At 65.4% G+C, this 22054-nt stretch carries 19 protein-coding genes; 9 read left to right on the top strand and 10 right to left on the bottom strand.

Translation table 11 applies throughout. The annotated features are described in order from the left end of the window. Positions 1-77: 77 nt before the first annotated feature. Positions 78-1106, top strand: a complete 1029-nt coding sequence (epmB, locus tag EO156_RS08430) for an EF-P beta-lysylation protein EpmB (RefSeq protein WP_029829080.1) — start codon at positions 78-80, stop codon at positions 1104-1106. Positions 1107-1336: 230 nt separating this feature from the next. On the opposite strand, the gene EO156_RS08425 is transcribed toward epmB, so the two are convergent. Genes EO156_RS08425 through EO156_RS08415 form a run of 3 tightly spaced genes read right to left on the bottom strand, consistent with a single transcriptional unit; the run spans position 1337 to position 5196 of the window. Next, complete coding sequence (locus EO156_RS08425) at positions 1337-3454, bottom strand: EAL domain-containing protein (RefSeq protein WP_016850178.1); 2118 nt, start codon at positions 3452-3454, stop codon at positions 1337-1339. Continuing rightward, a complete protein-coding gene (locus tag EO156_RS08420) occupies positions 3451-4380 on the bottom strand; it encodes a phosphate/phosphite/phosphonate ABC transporter substrate-binding protein (RefSeq protein WP_016850179.1) in 930 nt (309 codons plus the stop codon). Before EO156_RS08420 ends, EO156_RS08425 begins: the two co-directional genes overlap by 4 nt. A gap of 51 nt (positions 4381-4431) precedes the next feature. After that, positions 4432-5196: an RNA methyltransferase gene (locus EO156_RS08415; RefSeq protein WP_003486059.1), complete on the bottom strand. Its 765-nt coding sequence runs from the start codon at positions 5194-5196 to the stop codon at positions 4432-4434. Positions 5197-5313: 117 nt separating this feature from the next. Between EO156_RS08415 and EO156_RS08410 the strand changes: the two genes are divergently transcribed. Next, on the top strand, positions 5314-6147 hold the full coding sequence (locus tag EO156_RS08410; protein ID WP_005913068.1) for an inositol monophosphatase family protein: 834 nt from the start codon (positions 5314-5316) through the stop codon (positions 6145-6147). 350 nt (positions 6148-6497) lie between these two features. On the opposite strand, the gene EO156_RS08405 is transcribed toward EO156_RS08410, so the two are convergent. After that, positions 6498-7109 carry a superoxide dismutase gene (locus EO156_RS08405; protein ID WP_003486056.1) on the bottom strand — a complete coding sequence of 204 codons (612 nt, stop codon included), beginning with the start codon at positions 7107-7109 and terminating at the stop codon, positions 6498-6500. A 252-nt stretch (positions 7110-7361) separates the two neighbouring features. Here EO156_RS08405 and EO156_RS08400 point away from each other — a divergent pair, with 252 nt between their 5' ends. Next, positions 7362-7802, top strand: coding sequence for a ribonuclease (locus tag EO156_RS08400; RefSeq protein WP_016850180.1), 441 nt, complete (start codon positions 7362-7364; stop codon positions 7800-7802). Next, entirely contained in the window at positions 7799-8224 is a 426-nt protein-coding gene (locus EO156_RS08395; protein WP_003486050.1) for a barstar family protein, read from the top strand. The genes EO156_RS08400 and EO156_RS08395 overlap by 4 nt, the downstream gene beginning before the upstream one ends. 278 nt (positions 8225-8502) lie before the next feature. Here EO156_RS08395 and EO156_RS08385 read toward each other — a convergent pair whose 3' ends face one another. Further along, positions 8503-10392 carry an ATP-binding cassette domain-containing protein gene (locus EO156_RS08385; RefSeq protein ID WP_016850182.1) on the bottom strand — a complete coding sequence of 630 codons (1890 nt, stop codon included), beginning with the start codon at positions 10390-10392 and terminating at the stop codon, positions 8503-8505. A gap of 115 nt (positions 10393-10507) precedes the next feature. On the opposite strand from EO156_RS08385, the gene dbpA reads away from it, so the two are divergent. Beyond that, complete coding sequence (gene dbpA / locus EO156_RS08380) at positions 10508-11884, top strand: ATP-dependent RNA helicase DbpA (protein WP_016850183.1); 1377 nt, start codon at positions 10508-10510, stop codon at positions 11882-11884. Between the two features lie 100 nt (positions 11885-11984). Here the strand turns inward: dbpA and EO156_RS08375 are convergent, their stop codons facing one another. Together EO156_RS08375 and EO156_RS08370 are read right to left on the bottom strand one after the other, a co-directional pair. Beyond that, a complete protein-coding gene (locus EO156_RS08375; protein ID WP_003486043.1) occupies positions 11985-12545 on the bottom strand; it encodes an adenine phosphoribosyltransferase in 561 nt (186 codons plus the stop codon). Positions 12546-12639: 94 nt separating this feature from the next. Further along, positions 12640-14196 carry a YdiU family protein gene (locus tag EO156_RS08370; RefSeq protein WP_033482794.1) on the bottom strand — a complete coding sequence of 519 codons (1557 nt, stop codon included), beginning with the start codon at positions 14194-14196 and terminating at the stop codon, positions 12640-12642. 275 nt (positions 14197-14471) lie between these two features. Between EO156_RS08370 and EO156_RS08365 the strand changes: the two genes are divergently transcribed. Beyond that, positions 14472-15347: an alpha/beta hydrolase gene (locus EO156_RS08365; RefSeq protein WP_016850185.1), complete on the top strand. Its 876-nt coding sequence runs from the start codon at positions 14472-14474 to the stop codon at positions 15345-15347. 67 nt (positions 15348-15414) lie between these two features. On the opposite strand, the gene EO156_RS08360 is transcribed toward EO156_RS08365, so the two are convergent. Further along, positions 15415-16113 carry a glutathione S-transferase gene (locus EO156_RS08360; RefSeq protein WP_005931521.1) on the bottom strand — a complete coding sequence of 233 codons (699 nt, stop codon included), beginning with the start codon at positions 16111-16113 and terminating at the stop codon, positions 15415-15417. Between the two features lie 171 nt (positions 16114-16284). Continuing rightward, complete coding sequence (locus tag EO156_RS08355; RefSeq protein ID WP_008576153.1) at positions 16285-16494, bottom strand: cold-shock protein; 210 nt, start codon at positions 16492-16494, stop codon at positions 16285-16287. Between the two features lie 554 nt (positions 16495-17048). Between EO156_RS08355 and EO156_RS08350 the strand changes: the two genes are divergently transcribed. From EO156_RS08350 to EO156_RS08340, 3 genes are all read left to right on the top strand, one after another. After that, positions 17049-17597, top strand: coding sequence for a YaeQ family protein (locus EO156_RS08350; protein WP_005923173.1), 549 nt, complete (start codon positions 17049-17051; stop codon positions 17595-17597). Then, positions 17594-18775 carry an NAD(P)/FAD-dependent oxidoreductase gene (locus tag EO156_RS08345; protein ID WP_005913051.1) on the top strand — a complete coding sequence of 394 codons (1182 nt, stop codon included), beginning with the start codon at positions 17594-17596 and terminating at the stop codon, positions 18773-18775. The genes EO156_RS08350 and EO156_RS08345 overlap by 4 nt, the downstream gene beginning before the upstream one ends. Positions 18776-18994: 219 nt before the next feature. Continuing rightward, entirely contained in the window at positions 18995-21064 is a 2070-nt protein-coding gene (locus EO156_RS08340) for an EAL domain-containing protein (protein WP_016850187.1), read from the top strand. A gap of 100 nt (positions 21065-21164) precedes the next feature. Here the strand turns inward: EO156_RS08340 and htpX are convergent, their stop codons facing one another. Then, the gene (htpX, locus tag EO156_RS08335) at positions 21165-22043 is read right to left on the bottom strand and encodes a protease HtpX (protein ID WP_003486023.1); all 879 of its coding nucleotides are present in this window, start codon (positions 22041-22043) and stop codon (positions 21165-21167) included. Positions 22044-22054 lie beyond the last annotated feature (11 nt).

The raw sequence follows: 22054 nt of genomic DNA, 5'->3' as shown, positions 1-22054 counted from the left end.
ACCCGCCACGCGGTGGCAGGTCGGATTAGAATGGGGCGCCCGCCGCAACCGGCGGGCATTTGGTTTTGTGACCGCACATGATAACCGCAGCCCCCCTCGCCTTACAGCCATCCCCGCTCCCCGCCCTGCCGCCTTCGCGCTGGCAACAGCAATGGCGCGACGCCGTGCGCGATCCGCGCGTGCTGCTGCAGCTGCTGGGCCTGGATGCGCAGGCGGCGGCGATCAGCGATGCCGCCGCCGCGCAGTTTCCGCTGCGGGTGCCGCGCGCGTTCGTGGCGCGGATGCGCCATGGCGACCTGCATGACCCGTTGCTGCGCCAGGTGCTGCCGCTGGATGCGGAAATGCAGCCGGCTCCCGGCTTCGGCCTGGATGCGGTCGGCGATGCCGCCGCCAGGACCGCTGCCGGGGTGATCCAGAAATACCGCGGCCGCGCCCTGCTGATCGCCACCGGCAGCTGCGCGGTGCACTGCCGCTACTGCTTCCGCCGCCACTTTCCGTATGCCGAGGAGACCGCTGCGCGCGATGGCTGGCGCGACGCCGTTGCCGCGATCGCCGCCGACCCAAGCATCGAGGAAGTGCTGCTGTCCGGCGGCGACCCGCTGTCGCTGGCCACACCCAAGCTGGCCGAACTCACCGACGCCCTGGCCGCTGTTCCGCACCTCAAACGCCTGCGCATCCACAGCCGCTTGCCGATCGTGCTGCCGGAGCGCGTGGATGCGCCACTGCAGGCCTGGCTGCGCAGCCTGCCGTGGCCGGTGGCGTTCGTCCTGCATGCCAACCATGCCAACGAATTCGACTCCGCGGTAGACGCCGCCGCGCAGGGGCTGCGCGAGACCGGCGCACAACTGCTCAACCAGGCCGTGCTGTTGCGTGGCGTCAACGACAGCGTGGATGCGCTGGCGGCGTTGAGCGAGCGCAGCTTCGCCGCCGGCGTACTGCCCTACTACCTGCATCAGCTCGACCGGGTCGCCGGCGTGGCGCATTTCGAAGTGGACGATGCCCGCGCGCGCGCGCTGCATGCCGAGCTGGCAGCGCGCCTTTCGGGGTATTTGGTGCCGCGATTGGTGCGCGAAATTCCGGGCGATACCGGCAAGCGGCCGTTGTAACCGCCCTTACCTCAGCCCAATCCGAAGTAGGAGCGCACCCGCGCGCGATGAAGCTTTACCGGTAACGCCCAATCGCGCCCAGGTGCGCTCCTACGCTGTTATCGGGCACTGCGCGAAGTCCCCGGGATGACCGCTGCAACGACCCAGACACGCGCTTCGTAGGAGCGCACCCGGGCGCGATGAAGCTTTACCAGGAAAGCCCGTTGCGCTCAGGCGCGCTCCCACGGCACTCACCCTGCAGCGATCAGCTTGACCATGTCGGCCGGGCTCAACGGCCTGCTGAACCAATAGCCCTGCCCCAGGTCGCAACCGCGCTCGCGCAACAGATTGAACTGCGCTTCCTGCTCGATGCCTTCGGCAACCACGGTGATTCCCAGCGAGTGCGCCATGTTGATGATCGCGGTGGTCAGCGCCAGATCGTCCGGGTCGCGCTGCAGGTCGGCAATGAAACTCTTGTCGATCTTGACCCCGTCCACCGGCACCTGACGCAAATGGCTCAAGCCGGAGAAGCCGGTACCGAAGTCGTCCAGCCACACCTTCACGCCGGTGCGATGGAGTTGATCGAGCAGGCTGGCAGCCATCATCTCGTCGCCGATCACGGCGGTCTCGGTCAGCTCCAGATGCAGGCGAGCGGCAGGCAGCCCCGACTCGGCCAGGCACCCGGCCACGGTGTCGATCAGCGCACCGCTGCGCAGTTGCCGCGGCGAAACGTTGACCGACACGAACAGGCCCTCGCCCACCACTGGCCACTGCGCCGCCTCCAGGCAGGCCGCGCGCAGTACCTTGGGGCCGATCACTTCGATCAGGCCGCTCTGCTCGGCAATATCGATAAAGGTGGACGGCGCAATCGTTCCCAGCGCCGGATGCTGCCAGCGCAGCAGCACCTCCACCCCCACCAGCACCCGGTCGCTGGTGCGGTAGATCGGCTGGTAGACCAGACGCAACTCGTCGCGTTCCCAGGCCCCGCGCAATTCGTGCTCCATGTGCACGCGGCGCTCCACCGCGTGATCGGCGGCGCGGCTATAGAAGCGATGGCAGTTCTTGCCGGCCACCTTGGCCTGGTACATGGCGATGTCGCCATTCTTCAGCAGCGCGGTGGCATCGCGCGCGTCATCGGGGAACAGCGTGATGCCAATCGAGGTCCCCAGGAACACTTCGCGGCCCTGCACGTTCAACGGCCGGCTCAGTTCGTGCACCAGCCGGTCGGCCAGTTGCGCCGCCAGCAGGCTGACATCGCCGCTTTGCAGCAGGATCACGAACTCATCCCCGCCGAAGCGCGCCAGAATCGCATCGTCGCCGCCCAGCGCGGCAACTGCGCGGCTGATGCGGCTGGCGAACTGCAGCAAGGCTTCGTCGCCGGCCTCATGGCCAAGCGTGTCGTTGACGCGTTTGAAGTCGTCGATATCGGCGAACAGCAAGGCCAGCTTGCTGTCGGTGCTGCGCGCGGTGTGGAGCAGATGATCCAGACCCTCGCGAAAGCCTAGCCGGTTGGTCAGCCCTGTCAACGCGTCGGTGTAGGCCATATGCCGCACTTCGCGGTCGTGCCGGGCGATGCTTTCGCTCATGCGCCCGAACGCGGAAATCAGCTCGCCGATCTCGTCGTTGCGCGGATGCGGCGGCAGCTGCACCGCGTAGTCGCCCCGTTCGATCTGCTTTGCCGCCGCCGCCAGCAACCGAATCGGCGCCACCAGCGTGCGCTGCACGTAGATGGCCAGCAACACGCCCAGCCCGACCAGCGCGGCCAGCAGGACCAGCAACCAGCCCAGATCGCGCTTGCCGATGGCGTTGAGGTTCTGCACCAGGGTGAGATTGGCGCCGGATTCGATCTTGCGCACCCGCTCGCGCGACATGCCCACGCGCACCCCACCGATGCGCTGGTCGCCGATCTTGATCGGCACCGTCACATCCAGCACCTCCGGCGAGGACTGCAACACCATCGCCTGCGCCGCCAGCGCCTTGGCGGCGAGCGGATCGGTCATGGCCTGCCCGTAACGCTGCAGGGACGGCGTGCCGTCATGCACCAGCCGGCCATGGCGGTCGAACACCAGTACGTAGCTCACCACCTGCTGGCGCGAGGCATTGCGCACCAGCGCCCCCACCGCGCCCAGATCCGAGTAATACAAGGAGTTGGCCAATCCGGAAGCCAGTTCGGTCGCCAGCGTTTCGCCGCGCGTGCGCAGGCTACGATCGAACAGCTCGTGCAGGATTTGCGCACTCAAGCCGCGCACTTCGCGCTGCATCGCGCTTTGTCGCTGCAGCAGCGAAGCCAGAATCGCACCGACCAGCAGCAGCGTCAGCGCCATCACCAAGAGAAAGCGTGCCTGCAAGCCGAAGCGCACCTGAGTCATTCCACGTGATCCCTGACGCGTTGCACGCCCGCGCTCAACTCCTGCAGACGTCGGCGGCTAGTGGGATCCAGCGGACGGAACCCGGTGGTATCGAAAAAGCGCTTCAGCGCCGGGCCCGCCTTGGGGTCGGAGGCAGCCTGCAGCAACACCACCCGCAGACGCTGCTCCACGGCCGGGTCCATTCCTGTGCGCACCATTTCCACCGCGCGCGGCACTGGCGCAGTGCGGTGCACGATGCGGAAGTCGCGCTTGAACACCGGTGGCATGTGGCGCTCGTCGTCCCAATCGACGTTGCTGAGCGCGCCGACGTCGATCAGGTGTTTGTGCACGAACGCGGCCACGTTCAATTTCGACCCCACCATCAGATAGCCGGCCGATCCGCGCGCCGGGGTGTCGTCGGCCGACAGCAGCACATCGCACGCGATGCCGTTGCGCAGCAGTTCGAGCATCGGTAGCAGGTAGCCGCTGGTGGACGAGGCGTTCTGCAATGCCAGGGTGTGGCCGCGCAACTGCGACAGCGAATGGATCGGGCTGTCGCGGCGCACGAAGAACAGCGTGTGGAAGTCGCGCAGCCCGCCACGCTCGGTCATGAGCAAGGGGTGCGCGCTGCCGCGCTGTTCCAGCAGCATCGCCGCACCGGTCGTCTCGCTGACCCAATCGACCCGCCCACGCCGCAGATAGCTGGACATCTGGCGCGCATCGGGCGCCATCAGGATTTCGCCGCGGCGGATCCCGACCTCGCGCATGCGCGGCACCACGTAATCCAGCAGGGGCTTGAGCTGCTCGTAATGGCTGGCGGGATCATCGCTGATCCGTCCAAGCACCAGGACCGAGGAAGGCGCTGCCGCAGCCGTCACGGCCAAGCCCGCCCCGGCAATCACCCAGCAGGCAATCAGACACCATCGTAGACCGCGCAAAACGGACACTCCCCTAGAGCCGCGGACAGCCTAGCCGAATCTTCGAAGATGTGACAGACGTCAGTTTCCGGCCTGCCTGGCAAGCATGGCCATGCGCTGCGCATCGGACAGGATGCCGCGAATCAGTCGCACCTCCTGCTCGGTCATCTCCGCGCGCAGCAACAACCGGCGCAACTTGCGCATCGCCGACTCCGGCGCACGGCCCTTGTGGAAGTCGATCTCGTCCAGCGTGTCGCCCAGCTGGCCAAACATCCCTTCCAGCTGTGCGTGGCTGGCCGGTCCGTCGCGCAAGCCGGAAGCCGCTGCCGGAGCGGGTTCGGCCTCGCCTACCGCCAGTTGCGCCAGTCGTACTTCATACGCCAGCACCTGCACGGCCGCAGCCAGATTCAGCGAACTGAACTGCGGATCGGAGGGGATATGGACCGCGGCGTGGCACAGCTGCAGCTCATCGTTGGTCAGACCGGTGCGCTCGCGGCCGAACACGAAGGCCACCTCGGCCGGCTCGCCCGCCTTGGCGAGCGCACGCTGCGCGCCCTCGTCCGGCAATAGTTCTTCCAACGCGACCCGGCGCGCGCGCGCAGTGCAGCCAATCACCAGCGTGCAGTCGGCCACCGCTTCGCCCAGCGTCGCGAAGATCGGCGCCTGGCTCAGCACGTCTTCGGCGCCGGCCGAGCGCCGGTAGGCATCTTCATCGAGTGCGCGCTCGGGTGCCACCAGCACCAGGCGCGAGACCCCCATGGTCTTCATCGCACGCGCCGCAGCACCGATGTTGCCTGGATGCTGGGTCCCCACAAGAACAAATCGGATGCGCTGGCTGACGGACATGAACGGAGATCGGGAAGCTGTTCGGCCGTAGATGGTAAACTGCGCGGCCGGCTTTCGCGCCGGACCGCTCTTTTACCTTCGCCATTGTCCGATTCTGCCTTCACGGGAGCTTTAACCATGCAGAAACCCGCCGTCACCGTCATGGTCAAAGCCGCCCGCCTCGCCGGCAATGTGCTGTTGCGCGGTATCAACAAGCTCGATGCGCTCAATGTGGTGCAGAAAGGCCGCATGGACTACGCCAGCGAAGTCGATGCCGATGCCGAGAAGGTCATCATCAAGGAACTCAAGCGCGGCTATCCCGAATACGCCGTGTTCGGCGAAGAAGGCGGCGTGCAGGGCGGCAAGAGTGGCCGCTACACCTGGGTCATCGATCCGCTGGACGGCACCAGCAATTATTTGCGCGGTTTCCCGCATTACTGCGTGTCCATCGCACTGGTGGAAAACGGCGAACCGACCGATGCGGTGATCTTCGACCCGTTGCGCAACGAGTTGTTCACCGCCAGCCGCGGCGCCGGCGCGGTGCTCAACGATCGCCGCATCCGCATTGCAGAGCGCAAGGATCTGGAAGGGGCCATGGTCCACACCGGCTTTCCGCCGCGCGAACGCGCGCGCGCCAGTGCACAGCTCAAGTGCGTGGATGCGCTGCTGGTGCAGGCCGAAGACGTGCGACGCACCGGCTCGGCGGCGCTGGACCTGGCGTATGTCGCCTGCGGCCGCGCCGATGCCTATTTCGAAGCGGGGGTCAAAGCCTGGGACATCGCCGCTGGTGTGTTGCTGGTGCGCGAGGCCGGTGGCCGCGTCTGCGACTACAAGGGCGCCACCCCGCCGCGCATGGACAACATGGGCCCTGAGACGCAGCAGATCGTGGCCGGCAACATCAAGATCAGCGATGCATTGCAAAAGGTCATCGTCAACACCGGCTACGCCCGCGAGTTCGACGCCAAGTTCTGATCGCCCCCACCCCGGGTTCTAATCGACGCCTGCACAACGTAGGAGCGCGCCCGAGCGCGAGGAGCGTTCCTTGCAAAGCCTCTCGCGACCGGGATCGCTCCCACACGGCGCAATAAACGCACAAGGCCGGGATCGCTCCCGGCCTTGTGCTTTCAATTCGATACCAGGCCAATCCGCGCCTCAAATGTAGGAGCGCGCCAGAGCGCGAGGAGCGTTCCCTGCAAGACCCCTCGCGACCGGGATCGCTCCCAAACGGCGCAATAAACGCACAAGGCCGGGATCGCTCCCGGCCTTGTGCGTTGGGTGCCGCTGTGACAGCACTAAGCAGTGCCTAGCGCCGATGCAGCACCTCAGGCGATCGCGGCGTGGTAGCGGCGCTCGACTTCTTCCCAATTGACGGCGTTGTAGAACGCGCCAATGTATTCCGGGCGACGGTTCTGGTACTTCAGGTAGTACGCATGTTCCCACACGTCCAGGCCCAGGATCGGAGTGTTGCCTTCGAACAGCGGGCTGTCCTGGTTGGCGGTACTTTCCACCACCAGCTTTTTGTCGGGGGTCACGCTCAGCCACGCCCAACCGGAGCCGAAGCGGCTGACGGCGGCCTTGGTGAAGGCTTCCTTGAACTTCTCGAAGCCGCCGAGATCCTTGTCGATCGCCTTGGCGACCTCGCCCTTGGGCTCGCCGCCACCGTTGGGCGACAGCACGGTCCAAAACAGGGAGTGGTTGGCGTGGCCGCCGCCGTTGTTGCGCACCGGGCCCTGCAGGTTTTCCGGCAGGCTCTTCAGCTTGGAGACCAGTTCTTCGATCGGCAGATCGGCGTACTCGGTCCCTTCCAGCGCCGCATTGACGTTGTTGATATAGGTCTGGTGATGCTTGGTGTGATGGATTTCCATCGTCTGCGCATCGATGTTCGGTTCCAGCGCGTCGTAGGCGTAGGGCAACTGCGGAAGGGTGTAAGCCATGCGTATCTCCTGGACTTGCCGCCCGGCGAAGACCGGGCGTTGCGGGGTAGATGGTAAGGACGGCGGCAGCGCTTACCAAGGGTGGTGGCAGGGAAACTTCATCCCATCGCATGCCGCACGACGTTCGCCGCACACCTTGCACCATGTCCCGGTTACTTGGGCGTGAACCGTCCCGGTACCGGCCACGTTCAAAGTCGACACAGTCGCGCATCGGCATACTTGCTCTGCCGTACCCACCTTCGGACCGTCTTCATGCGCAAGCCCGCTTTGCTCATTGTCGCCATCGCGCTGCTCGTTGCCGGCCTGTGGGGCATGCGCGCGATGCAGACGCCCAAGCCGCAGTTCGCGCCGCAACTCAATGCACCGATCGCTGTGTCCGCACCGACGCGCGAGGTGCCGCGTCTGCCCGCCTTTCTGCCGACCGAGGCAATGGCCACCATCGTGCTGATCCAGCGCGGCGGCCCGTTTCCGCATCCGCAGGATGGCGGCGTGTTCGGCAACCGCGAGCATCGCCTGCCCGAGCGCCCGCGCGGCTATTATCGCGAATACACTGTCGATACCCCCGGCAGCCCGGATCGCGGCGCGCGGCGCATCGTCACCGGCGGCACCCCGCCCGAGGCGTGGTACTACAGCGACGATCATTACCAGAACTTCAAAGCCTTCGATGGCCCGACCCCGGACCAGGCACCATGAGCGCTGGCGACTTCGCGCTGGATCTGTCCGATCCGCAGCAATCGGGTGTGTATCAGGCCGAGACCGACGATCTGGACACCATGGCCGCGCTCGCGCGCGATGCCGGCTTACGCATCTTGCGCGTGGATCTGACCACCTGCAGCGACAAACGCATGCTACTGATGCGCCTGGCCACGCAACTGGATTTCCCGGCCAGCTTCGGCCGCAACTGGGACGCGCTCAGCGATGCCCTGCGCGACCTGGCGTGGCTGCCTTCGCCAGATGGCTATGCACTGCTCATCGACGGCGCCCAGGCGCTGGCCAGCACGGCACCCAACGACCGCGACACCTTGCTGGACATCCTCGATGAAGTCGCCAACGCCTGGGCATCACGCGGATTGACCTTTGCGGCGTTCGTTGCGCCCGCAAGCGCCTGCGACTGAGAGCAGCCAGCAGAACGCCTGCGCAGCCGGCCCGAGCGAACACGCCTGGCACCGGCGCCACGCCCATTGCAGAAGCCCTGGCTTCATGCATGCCGCCGCAGACCTGATGCGCGCTTGCGATGTTTCGTAGGTACCGTGCGGCGCTGGCGGTCAGCGATGGTATTTCTGGCGAACACCGATCGCTGCATACCCGCATCCATCTGCGCCTGGGCGCGATCGCACACCACCATCGCCCTGCCCAGCGCCAGAGCGCCACGCGTTAGCGTGCCGGCCAAAGATCAACTATCCAGCTCGCTCCAGCGCGCGTACGCCGCATCCAGTTGCTTTTGCGCATCGCCCAATGCTGTGGTGTGGGCCGCCATCGCTGCACTGTCGCGCTGATAGAAGGCCGGCTCGTTCATTGCCTCAGTGAGCGTGGCGACTTGCTGCTCCAGCGTCTCGATCAGGGCTGGGAGCTGCTCCAGCTCGCGTGCATCCTTGTAGCTGAGCTTGCGCTTGGCAGCAGCGTCCGCCGGCACTGCAGCCACGGGCGCGGTCGCCACCGCGGTAGCCGACGCCTTGGCCACCGCCATCGCATTGCCCACCGGCGTACGGCGCTGGCGCAGCGAATCGCTGTAACCGCCGATGTAATCGCCAATCAGGCCGTCGCCCTCCATCACCAGCGTGGAGGTCACCACGTTGTCGAGGAAGTCGCGGTCATGGCTGACCAGCAGCAAGGTGCCGGTGTATTCGCCCAGCAATTCCTCCAGCAGCTCCAACGTTTCCACGTCCAGGTCGTTGGTCGGTTCGTCCATCACCAGCAGGTTGGACGGCTGCGCGAACAGACGTGCCAGCAACAGGCGATTGCGCTCGCCGCCGGACAGGCGCGTGATCGGCGCGCGGGCGCGCTCGGGCGTGAACAGGAAGTCCTGCAGATAGGCATGCACGTGCTTGCGCTTTCCATTGATTTCCAGGAAATCGCGGCCCTCGGCCACGTTTTCGATCGCGCTCCAGTCTTCGCGCAGGGTGGAACGGTATTGGTCGAAATACGCAATCTGCAGATTGGTGCCGATGCGGATTTCGCCCTGCTGCGGCTGCAGATCGCCCAGCAACAGCTTGAGCAAGGTGGTCTTGCCGCTGCCATTGGGGCCAATCAGGCCGATGCGGTCGCCACGCTGGATGATGGTGGAAAAATCCTTGACCATCGTGCGCGCACCGAACGCGAAGCCAACCTCCTTGGCCTCGATCACCTTCTTGCCGGACGCCTCGCCTTGCGAGACCTCCATGCGCACATTGCCGGTGAGCTCGCGGCGCTGCACACGCTCGTTGCGCATCGATTCCAGACGCCGCACGCGGCCCTCGTCGCGGGTGCGCCGGGCCTTGATGCCCTGACGGATCCAGATCTCTTCCTGTGCCAGCAACTTGTCGAAGCGCGCATTCTCCTGCGCCTGCGCATTGAGCCGTTCCTCGCGGCGTCGCTCGTAGTTGGCCCAGTCGCCTGGCCAGCTGGTGACCTGGCCGCGATCGATTTCAACGATGCGGGTGGCCAACGCGCGCAGGAAGCGCCGGTCGTGGGTAACGAACAGCACGCTGCCGCTCCAGCCCTTCAGGAAGGTTTCCAGCCAGTCGATGGCTTCGATATCCAGATGGTTGGTCGGTTCGTCCAGCAGCAGCACATCCGGCGAGGACACCAGCGAACGCGCCAACAATACGCGGCGCTTCATGCCACCGGATAGCCGCGCGAACTCCGCATCGCCATCCAGTTCCAGCTTGGTCAGCGTCTCGGTGACGCGTTGATCCAGCGCCCACCCGTCGGCCGCATCGATCTTGGCCTGCACCTTGCCGAACGCATCGGCGTCGAACACATCGGCATGGCTGAGCTGATGGAATTCGGCCAGCCAATGGCCCAACTCGCCCAGACCATCGGCCACCACGTCGAACACGCTGCCGCCGGTCCCCTGCGGCACCTCCTGCTCCAGCCGCGCGATACGCACACCCTGTTGCACGCGCACTTCGCCATCGTCGGGCTTGAGCTCGCCGGCGATCAACTTCATCAAGGTCGATTTGCCGGCGCCATTGCGGCCGATCAAGGCGATACGCTCGCCCGGCTCGATTGCGAGGTCGGTTTTTTCCAGCAACAAGGGGCCGCCGACGCTGTAGTCGACGCTTTGCAGAGTGATTAAAGGCATGGGCCAATTGTACGGGAATCGGGAATGGTGAATCGGGAATGGTGAATCGGGAATGGAAACGCCCTTGCCGCTGCGATTCCCGATTCCCCACTCCCGATTCCCGCTAAAATGCGCCATGAACGAATTCTCCGCGCTGCCGCTGTCGCCGGCCCTGGCCCCCGGCATCGACGCCCTTGGCTACACCGTTTTGACTCCCATCCAGGCGCAGAGCCTGCCGCCGATCCTGCAGGGGCTCGATGTCATCGCGCAGGCGCCGACCGGCAGCGGCAAAACCGCCGCGTTCGGACTGGGCCTGCTGCAAAAGCTAGACCCCGCGCTCACCCGCGCACAGGCGCTGGTGCTCTGCCCCACCCGCGAATTGGCCGACCAGGTCGGCAAGCAGCTGCGCAAGCTCGCCACCGGTATCCCCAACATGAAGCTGGTGGTGCTCACCGGCGGCATGCCGCTCGGGCCGCAGCTGGCCTCGCTGGAAGCGCACGACCCGCAAGTGGTGGTGGGTACGCCCGGGCGCATCCAGGAGCTGGCCCGCAAACGCGCCCTGCACCTGGGCGGCGTGCGCACGCTGGTGCTGGACGAGGCCGACCGCATGCTCGACATGGGCTTCGAAGAACCCATCCGCGAGATCGCCAGCCGTTGCGACAAACATCGTCAGAGCCTGCTGTTTTCGGCCACGTTTCCGGACAGCATCCGCACGCTCGCACGCGAGCTGTTGAAAGAGCCCGTCGAGATCACCGTGGAAGGCGCCGATAGCGCACCGGAGATCGATCAGCAGTTCTTCGAGGTCGACCCGACCTATCGGCAAAAGGCCGTCGCCGGCCTGCTGCTGCGCTTCAATCCCGAATCCAGCGTGGTGTTCTGCAATACCCGCAAGGAAGTGGACGAGGTGGCGGGTTCGCTGCAGGAATTCGGCTTCTCTGCACTTGCCTTGCATGGCGACATGGAACAGCGCGACCGTGACGAAGTGCTGGTGCGCTTCGTCAACCGCAGCTGCAACGTCCTGGTGGCCAGCGACCTGGCCGCACGCGGGCTGGACGTGGAAGACCTTTCCGCCGTGGTCAACTACGAGCTGCCCACCGATACCGAAACCTATCGCCACCGCATTGGCCGTACCGCACGCGCCGGCAAGCACGGGCTGGCGCTGAGCCTGGTTGCCCCGCACGAAACCGCCCGCGCGCAGGCATTGGAAACCGAACAAGGCCAGCCGTTGAAATGGTCGCGTGCACCGCTGGCCACTGCGCGTCCGGCGCAACTGCCGCAGGCGGCAATGACCACCTTGCGCATCGACGGCGGCAAGACCGACAAGCTGCGCGCCGGCGACATCCTGGGCGCCCTGACCGGCGAAGCCGGGCTCTCGGGCGCGGCAATCGGCAAGATCGCCATCTACCCTACCCGCTCCTACGTGGCCATTGCCCGCGCGCAGGTCGCCAAGGCGTTGGCACACTTGCACGCAGGCAAGATCAAGGGACGCCGGTTTCGGGTCAGCAAGCTCTGAACGCAGCGCGGCCGGCGTCGTGCCGGCCGCCGATGTTCAACAGGAGCAATCCTGGAGGCAGGCGCTGCCACGCACCCAGGGTCGCTTCCAGAGCTTGGACTCAGTAAGAAAGCGTCGCCAACAGCGGTACATCGTTCGCCCATTTCTGGCGACCCTGCAGTCCCTGCAACTCCACCAGCACGGCTGCGCCAACGACTTCAAGTTCGAGTTGGGCAGCAAGTCCCAAGGCCGCACGCAGCGTGCCGCCGGTGGCCAGCACGTCGTCGACAATCAGCACGCGCGCCCCCCGCGGCAGCGCATCCTCATGCATTTCAATGCGATCGGTGCCGTATTCCAGCGCATATTCCTGGATCAGCGTGCGCCCCGGCAGCTTGCCCGGCTTGCGCACCGGTACGAAGCCGGTCCGCAGTTCGCGCGCCAGCGCCGCCCCCAGAATGAAACCGCGCGCCTCGATCCCCAGCACCGCATCCAGCGGCGTGGTCCGCCACGGCTGCGCCATTTCGTCCAGCGCAGAGGCGAAATCCGGACCATCGGACAGCAACGGAGTAATGTCCTTGAAGACGATGCCCGGCTTGGGGAAATCGACGATGTCGCGAATGCGCTCCGGCCAATGGTTGGGTCCGGAAGTATTGGTGCCGGCGCAGCGGCTGCAGTCAGTCATGAGGGCGGTGGCATGGTGGCCGGTGGGGTTGCGCCTATTCTAGGCTGCGTACGCCATCCACGCCGGGTTTACGGCATACCTGCATCTGAGCGCGTCAGGAACTGCACGACAGCATCGAACACCCAGCGCGATCGCGTGCCCATTCCGGCCGCCGCGCCGCAAATTCATCGCGCCCGGGCTGATCGTCGTATGGGTGGCGCATGACCTCCAGCAACTCCTGCACCCCGGACGGGTCCCCCTGTTCGGCACGGTCGATCGCCTGCTGCGCCAGATAATTGCGCAACACGTAGCGCGGGTTGGCCAGGCGCATGCGCGCGCGTCGCGCGTCCGGCGGCAGTGGATCCTGCTGCAGGCGCGCGGCGTAGCGCTGCAGCCATTGCTGCAGCTGCGGCGCATCCGCAACGCGTTTGTCTTCGTCGTAAAAGGCCTCGCGCAGCTGCGCGGGGTCCGAATGGTCGGGCGACAGGTCGATCAGGCCACGGAAGGTCAGCGTCATGTCCATCCCGGATTCGCGCATCAGTGCGCGCAGCGCATCGATCAGCTGCAGATCCTCGTCGCGACACTCTGCCAACCCCAGCTTGGCAGCGGTATCGTGCCGGTCGCACGCCAGGTAGGTATCGCGAAAACGGCCCAGCCCGTGTTGCAGCGGGGCCTGGTCGGGAAACAGCGGCGCCAGCGCCTGGGCAAGCCGGCCCAGGTTCCAGTAGGCCACTTGCGGCTGGGTGCCGAAGCGATAGCGCCGCCCCTGCGCGTCGGTGGTATTGGGCGTCCAGTCCGGGTCGTAGTCGTCGACCCAGCCATACGGGCCATAGTCGATGGTCAAACCGAGGATGGACATGTTGTCGGTATTCATCACCCCATGCACGAACCCGACCCGCATCCAGTGCGCCACCATCACTGCGGTGCGCTCGCAGACCTGCGCGAACCAGCCGGCGTAGAGCGCCTCGCCGGCACCGGCCAACGCCGGGAAATCGCGGGCGATGGTGAAATCCACCCACTGCCGCAGCAATGCGATATCGCCGCGTGCGCTGGGCAATTCGAAGTTGCCGAAGCGGATGAACGAGGGCGCCACCCGGCATACGATCGCGCCCGGCTCGCGTTGCGGGTGGCCGTCGTAGAACATGTCGCGCACCACCGCATCGCCGGTGCCGACCAGGCTCAGGGCACGCGTGGTCGGCACGCCCAGATGATGCATGGCTTCGCTGCACAGGAATTCGCGGATCGACGAGCGCAACACGGCGCGCCCATCGGCGCCGCGCGAATACGGCGTCGGGCCGGCACCCTTGAGTTGCAATTCGTAGCGACCGCCGTCGGTTCCGATCGCCTCACCTAGCGAGATCGCCCGCCCGTCGCCAAGCTGCCCGGCCCAATGCCCGAATTGGTGCCCACCGTAGTTGACCGCCCAAGGCTGCATTCCCGGGTACAGCGCATTGCCGCCGAACACCTGGGCGAACTGCGCACTGGCGATCTCGGCCGCATCCAGGCCCAGCACCTGCGCCATCTCCGCCGAATGCGCGATCAGGGACGGAGCAGCGACCGGCGTCGGCAGGATTGCCGACCAAGCAGCGCTCACCTCGCGCCGGCGCGAACCCTCTTCCGGGTCGCCAGGCAGCTGTTGACGCAGACGATTATCGAAGCGCAGGTGTGTCATGCCGGTAAGCCTAGGCCACCGGGGGTGAACCTGGCATGGGCGATACCGCATCCGGCGCTGCCCGCGCACCGTATCTTCACTCGATTGGCGTGTGCCGAGCGGGCTCGTCCTGCACATGCTTGCGACGTGCGATAGCCGCTAATAGCCGCCGGCTGCAGATCGGATGCGAACCAGATAGCGGCGAACGTTGCCGGCTCGCCACAGTCTCGTCTGCACTTGCCAGCCTGTTGCGTCCGTACCTGATACCCCCTCCCGCCCACCTAACGATATTGCCCATGCCCTCGCGCGCTTCCCGCTGGTTCCGTCCTGCCATCCTGTTGCTCGGTTCATTGACCATGACGGCCTGCAGCAGCGTCTTTTTTGGGGGCATCAATGCTGCATCCAGCCGATCGGGCATCGTCGAGCATCGCGACCAGGTGTTCGATCCCGCACACGGCCTGGCGCTGGATGTCTACCAGCCGCGCGGTGCAGTCGACGCGCCAATGGTGGTGTTCTTCTACGGCGGCACCTGGAAGCGCGGTTCACGCGCCAACTATCGCTGGGTGGGCCGCGCACTTGCGCGCCAGGGCGTGGTGGCGATGGTGGCCGATTACCGCAAGTATCCGCAGGTCGGGTTGTATGGGTTCATGTCCGACGCGGCGGGCGCCACCGCTTGGAGCTACCGCCATGCGCACGAGTACGGCGGCAACCCGAACCGGCTCGCGGTAATGGGCCATTCGGCAGGCGCGCATATGGCCGCGTTGCTTGGCACCGATGCCCGCTGGCTGCAGGCGCAGGGCCTCAAACCCCACCAGCTGTGCGGCGTGGTGGGCCTGGCCGGGCCATACGACTTCATGCCGATGACCGATCCCGAATTGGTCGAAATCTTCGGCGATGCGCCGGCCGCGCAACGCCAATCGCAACCGGTGCGCTACGTCGGTGGCGACGAACCGCCCATGTTGCTGCTGCATGGCGATGCCGACCGCGTGGTCGAACTACAAAACAGCATCTCGCTGCAGCAGGTGCTCAAGCGCGAAGGCGGCAGCGCCGAACTGAAGGTCTACCCGGGCATGGGCCATCTCGGCATCCTGCTGGCGCTGCGCAAATCTCCCGAGCGCTCGCAGGTGCTGAGCGATACGCTGCAGTTTGTGCGGCAGTGCCGGGCGCCTTGAGCCGCAATCCGCCCTGACGTGATTGAGTGCCTGCTGCGAACGACTGGCTACCGGCTCCCCAAAGCCATCACTTGGCCGGCTTGCTTCCCATCAGTTCGAACGGGCCGCCCTTCTTCAGCGCAGCCTGATACGCCGGACGCGCTTGGATCCGTTCCAGAAACGCATGCAGACGCGGGTATTTCTCCAGACCGCCGCCGCGTGCAGCAGCGGCCTGTACCGGGAAGCTCATCTGGATGTCGGCGGCGGTAAAGCGTTCGCCAGCGAACCAGTTGCCGGCCTGCAACGACTGCTCCATCCAGTTCAGATGCAAGGTGAGCTGCGGCCCGACGAAGCCCGACATCGCCTTGTCCACGATCGCACGCGCGATGGGCTTGGCGAAGAACGGCATCGGCGCGCTGCGGATGCGACCGAAGATCAGCGTCATCAGCAACGGTGGCATCGCCGAGCCTTCGGCGTAATGCATCCAATAGCGGAACTGCAGGCGCTCGGGCGAATCCAGCGGCCGCGGCGACGGCGACAGTGCGCACTCGGTGTCGTAGCGCTCGGTCAGGTATTCCAGGATCGCCCCCGACTCGGCCACCACCAGATCGCCATCGACGAGCACCGGCGACTTGCCCAGCGGATGGATCGCGCGCAGCGCCGGCGGCGCCAGCATGGTCTTGGGATCGCGCTCATGGCGCACGATCTGATAAGGCAGCGCCAGTTCTTCCAGCAGCCACAGCACGCGCTGGGAACGGGAATTATTGAGATGGTGAACAGTGATCATGAGATGGCTGCGCGCGGAAAGCGCACATCCTACCGATCCAGGCGTCGTCGCTGTGCGCAAGCAGCGCCAGGTAAATGCTCCAGCGAGGCTCACCGCCTGTCTTGCAGGCAATAAAAAACGCCAGTCGCTTGCGCGACCGGCGTTTTTGGCAACCCTACGGTTGCAGACGGATTAGACCGCCTGCACCTGGTCAGCCTGCATGCCCTTCTGGCCCTGCACGGCGACGAAGGTGACCTTCTGGCCTTCCTGCAGCGACTTGAAGCCGGTGCCCTGGATGGCACGGAAGTGCACGAACAGGTCCGGGCCGCTTTCCGGGGTGATGAAGCCGAAACCCTTGGCATCATTGAACCACTTCACGGTACCGCTCTGACGCTCTGACATTTACTAACTCCTGAACTATTGATGGATAAATCGCAGCGTCCGAAAAGCCGGAGCTGAGACTGAGTTGCAGGCGTTGGTAAAGCGGAACGATGAAGCGAGATCTGTAACGATCCGGCTGCACCAGGCCACGATTCACGGTGACCCTTGCAAACACAGTGCGTGCACAGTACTCGTGTTTTCTGCAAAAAGCGACACCCTGCGTCAAATCTTTTGCAGTCAGGTCCAATCCGACGGTCTGTCGGGACTGCCCCCATCCCAATTGGCAGGATGACAACGCCTGGCGCCCCCACAACTGCGCAGATCATGGGGGGCGTCACCGACACCTGCCCGGCCGTAGTCCGCGATGTCCTGGCCCGCGCCTCAGCGCCTGTCGCCCCGCCGTGACCCTTGCGGCCAACGCCCTCTGAGCCAGGCCCTCCCCGCCCATGGTCCTACTACCAACCGGGTGTCAGCCGGCCCAGACACGGCCGACGACGCCCCCCCCGCCAGACGCGGCGACACCCGGCGCATGAACCGGGCGCGTATCATGAGCGCCCTTTGCAACCGGCATCCAGATGGCCCTCACCGCCACCGTCCGCAGGGCGGAACTTCAGATCAGCGACATGGACCGCGGCTATTACGCCAACCATTCGCTGACCCTGGCCCAGCACCCTTCCGAGACCGACGAGCGCCTGATGGTGCGGCTGCTGGCGTTCGCGCTGTTTGCCGACGACCGTCTGGAATTCGGCCGTGGCCTGAGTAACGACGACGAGCCGGACCTATGGCGCCGCGACTACACCGGCGATCCGGATCTGTGGATCGACCTCGGCCAGCCGGACGAAAGCCGCGTGCGCAAGGCCTGCAATCGCTCGCGCGAGGCGGTAGTGATCGGCTACGGCGGCCAGGCCACCGAAACCTGGTGGAAGAAACACGCCAACGCCATGGGCCGGTACCGCAATCTGCGCGTGATCGAGCTCGACTCGCAGGCCACCGAAGCGCTTGGCGCACTGATCCAGCGCGGCATGCGTTTCGACGTGATCATTCAGGACGGCGAAGTGCAGATGCTGGCCGACCACGGCAGCGTCACCCTGACCCCGATGGTGCGGCAAGCCCCGGCCGAATGAGCATGCGTTGCGACGTGCTGGTCATCGGCGCCGGCGCTGCCGGACTGATGAGCGCCCTTACTGCCGGCCAGCGCGGCCGCAAGGTGCTGGTGATCGATCATGCCAACAAGGTCGGCAAGAAGATCCTGATGTCCGGTGGCGGGCGTTGCAATTTCACCAACACCGGCACCACGCCTGGCAACTTCATTTCGGCCAATCGGCATTTCTGCAAATCCGCACTGGCGCGCTACAGCCCGGCGGATTTTGTGGAGATGGTCCAACGTCATGCCATCGCCTATCACGAGAAAGAGCTGGGCCAGTTGTTCTGCGACATCTCCTCCAAGCAGATCGTGCGCATGCTGCTGGACGAATGCGATGCGGCCGGCGCGCAGATCCGCACCCAGTGCGATGTGCTGTCGGTCCAGCGCGGCAGCGAGGGCTTCGAGGTCCAGACCAGCCAGGGGGGCGTGCAGGCGCAGTCGTTGATCGTGGCAACCGGGGGGCTGTCGATCCCCAGCATGGGGGCCAGCGGCTTCGGCTATACCTTGGCCAAGCAGTTTGGCCATGCGCTAGTGCCCACCCGCGCCGGGCTGGTGCCACTCACGCTGAGCGGCACGCATCAGGAGCGTCTGCAAGCGTTGTCCGGGCTGGCGTTGCCGGTCCAGGCGCAGTGCAATGGGGTCAGCTTTCGCAATTTCATGCTGCTCACCCATCGCGGGGTCAGCGGCCCGGCGATCCTGCAGATTTCCTCGTATTGGCAGCCGGGCGACGACTTGCGGCTGGATCTGCTGCCCGGTCGCGATGCAGCGACATGGCTGCGCGAACAAAAGCAGCAACGCGGCGCCACCGAGCTGCGCAACGTGCTGGCCGACGTGCTGCCGAAACGGTTTGCACAACGCTTGTGCGAGATATGGCTGCCAGACAAGCCGGTGCGGCAGCTGGATCCGCCGCAGCTGAAAGCCGCCGCCGACCTGCTCGGCAGCTTTCCGCTGATCGCCAGCGGCACCGAAGGCTATCGCACGGCTGAAGTCACCCTGGGCGGGGTCGATACCCACCAAGTCTCCAGCACGACCATGGAGTCGCGTCTGGTGGCGGGCCTGTACTTCGTCGGTGAGGTGCTGGATGTCACAGGCTGGCTGGGCGGTTACAACTTCCAGTGGGCGTGGGCGTCCGGCCATGCAGCGGGGAGCGTGGCGTAACGCCGATGGCGAGGAGTTGCTGGTCGCCCACCGATCACGTCAGGCGCCTTGAACGCGCGGTCGCGGCATGGGCAGCACGCGGTGAAAACGGTCGATGCTCCCGCAAGGCACTTCCACCGTAAATATTGCTCTACGTCTCACACTTGATGCGGCATGCTCCACACACATGGACGTGCCAAACCCCTTCGTGTATTAAAGCCCGTCTCTAGGGAGCCGCGCATGCAAAAAGGCAAAGATCTCACCCTCCGCCTGATGATCGTCGACGACAGCGTGGAGAGTGCAGAGACCATCGTCACCGCGCTGCGCAATGGCGGCATTGCGGTGCGTCCATCGCGACCGCAAAGCCAGGAAGAACTGGCCAGCATGCTGTCGGGCCAGATCGATCTGGCCATCCTGGGTCAGGCGCAGCAGATCCCCATGAGCGCCTTGCAGACCCAGATTGCAGGCAGCGGCAAGGACATCCCGATCCTCTTGCTGGCCGAGCGGATCGAAGAGAACGCCCTGGTCGAGGCCGCTTCGCACGGGGTGCGCGCCATCGCATTGCGCCACCGCCCCGCACACTTGCTTGCATTGGTGCGCTCGGAATGGGACGACCTGCAGGCCCGCCGTGGACTGCGCCGCATCGAAGCACAGATGCGCGAGACCGAGCGCCGCTGCGACGCACTCATCGCGTCCTCGCGCGACCCGATCGCCTACGTTCATGAAGGCATGCATATCCGCGCCAACGATGCCTATCTGGAAATGTTCGGCTTCGAGTCGTTCGACGATGTCGAAGGCATCTCGCTGCTGGACATGATCGCCGCGCAGTACGTCGACGATTTCAAACAGCTGCTCAAGGCGATGTCCAAGGGCGAGCCGCCGCCGGCGCAGTACAAGCTCGATGCACGCCGCGTGGAAGGCGACACCTTCCCGGCCACGATGGAGTTCGCCACCGCCACCTATGAAGGCGAGCCATGCATCCAGGTGGTGTTCCGGCGCCGGGAGGAGTTCGACCCGGAACTGGCGCGCGAGGTCGAAGACTTGCGCCAGCGCGACCAGGTCACCGGCCTGCTCAATCGCCCCACCTTCATGGTGGCGCTGGAACAGGCCGTGGCACAGGCCGGCCGCAGCGAGGGCCAATCCGGCTTCCTGTTGATCGAGCCGGATCACTACGCACGCATCCTGCCGGAGTTCGGGCTGGATTCGGCCGATGCGCTGATTGCTGCGCTCGCCGCGCACGTGGCGAGCGTACTGGACGACAGCGTGTTGGCCGCGCGCTTCGGCGAACACAGTTTCGCCCTGCTGTTGAACGGAAATTACGCGCGCACGCATGCGCTGGCGGAAACCGTGCGCAATGCGTTCGCGCAGCACGTGTTCAGCGTGGGGACGCGCTCGGCCACGGTGACGGTCAGCATCGGCGGCGTGCAGATCGGCGAGAAGATCGCCAGCATCGGCCAGGTACTCAATCGCGGCACCGAGGCGGTGCGCACCACTGCCGAGCTCGGTGGCAACGCGGTCAGCATCTACGATCCGGCTGCGGCGGATCGGGCCGAGGAAGAACGCATCGAACGCTGGGTCGAGCAGTTGCGCGAAGCGCTGGTCGGCGACGGTTTCCTGCTGCATTACCAGCCGGTGCTCAACCTGCAAGGCGAGCCGCTGGAGCTGTACCAGGCCTTCCTGCGCCTGGAACGCAATGGCGAAATGATGTCGCCGAACGCGTTCATGGCCATTGCCGAAGAGCACGACCTGGTCACCGAAATCGATCGCTGGGTGGTGGCGCGGGCAATCCGGCAACTGGGCGAACGCCAGCGTGCCGGGCACAAGACCCACCTGCTGGTGCGCATCGGACCGAACTCGTTCTCGGACCCGCAGATGATCGACACCATCCGCGAGCAATTGGCGGTCTACGGCGTTCCCGGTGAACGGCTGTGGCTGCAGACGCCGGAGTCGAAGGTGTTTACGCACCTGCGCAACGCGCAGCAGTTCCTGGCGGCGGTGTCGGCGATGGATTGCAAGGTCGGGCTGGAGCAATTCGGCTCGGGCCTGGACTCCTTCCAGTTGCTGGCGCATTTCCACCCGGCCTTCCTCAAACTGGATCGTGGCATCACCGGCGACATCGCCTCGGCGCGGGACAGCCAGGAAAAGATTCGCGAAATCACCTCGCGCGCGCAACCGGCCGGCATTCTGACAATGGCCGAATTCGTCGCCGATGCGCAGTCGATGAGCAGCGTCTTCAGTGCCGGGGTGGACTACGTCCAGGGCGATTTCGTCGCACCGACCGGGCCGTTGATGAATTACGAGTTCGGCTGAAAGCCTGCAGCGCCCGCTCGTTCGCACCATCGCTAGGCAACAAAAAACCCGCATTGCGCGGGTTTTTTGTTGCCTGCCAGGCAGCCATACACTCGGCAACTTACCTGGCGCTACCGCTGGCCGCGCGCAGCGCAGCGATGCGTTCTGTGAGCGGCGGATGGCTCAGGAACAGGCGGCGCAAGCCCTCGCCCACCCCGCCGGAGATGCCGAACGCCTGCACTTGCGAGGGCAAGGTGTTCTGGCCATGGTTGAGCGACAGCCGCTCCAGTGCAGCGATCATCTTGCTGCGGCCGGCCAGCTGCGCGCCACCGGCATCGGCGCGGAATTCGCGGCGTCGCGAGAACCACATCGCAATCATGGTCGCGAACAGGCCGAACACCATCTCCAACGCAAACACGATGATGTAGTACGCAAAGCCACGACCGCCTTCGCGGTTGCCCGACAAGGCGCTGTCGATGATGCCGCCGACCACGCGGGCTAGCACGATCACGAAGGTATTGAGTACGCCCTGCAGCAGCGCCATGGTGACCATGTCGCCATTGGCAACGTGGGCGATCTCGTGGCCAAGCACCGCCTCGGCTTCATCCTGGTCCATGTTCTGCAGCAGGCCGGTGGACACCGCCACAAGGGCGTTGTTGCGGTTGGCGCCGGTGGCGAACGCGTTGATTTCCGGGCCCTCGTAGACCGCTACTTCCGGCATGCCGATGCCGGCAGCCTGGGCCTGACGGCGCACGGTCTCCAGCAACCAGCGTTCGGTCGGCGTGCGCGGCTCGGTGATGACCTGCGCACCGGTGCTGCGCTTGGCCATGAACTTGGACAGCAGCAAGGAAATGAACGAGCCGCCGAAACCGAAGATGGCGGCCATCACCAACAGGCCACTCATCTGCGCGGGATTGACGCCAAGCAACGACATGACGATGCCGGCGAGCATCAGCACCGCAAGATTGGTCAGCAGGAACAGGAAAATGCGGTTGAACATGGCGCGATGGC

It is taken from the genome of Xanthomonas sp. DAR33341, assembly GCF_003992815.1.
GTDB lineage: Bacteria > Pseudomonadota > Gammaproteobacteria > Xanthomonadales > Xanthomonadaceae > Xanthomonas > Xanthomonas cissicola.
This window is presented reverse-complemented; position numbering and strand designations above follow the sequence as displayed.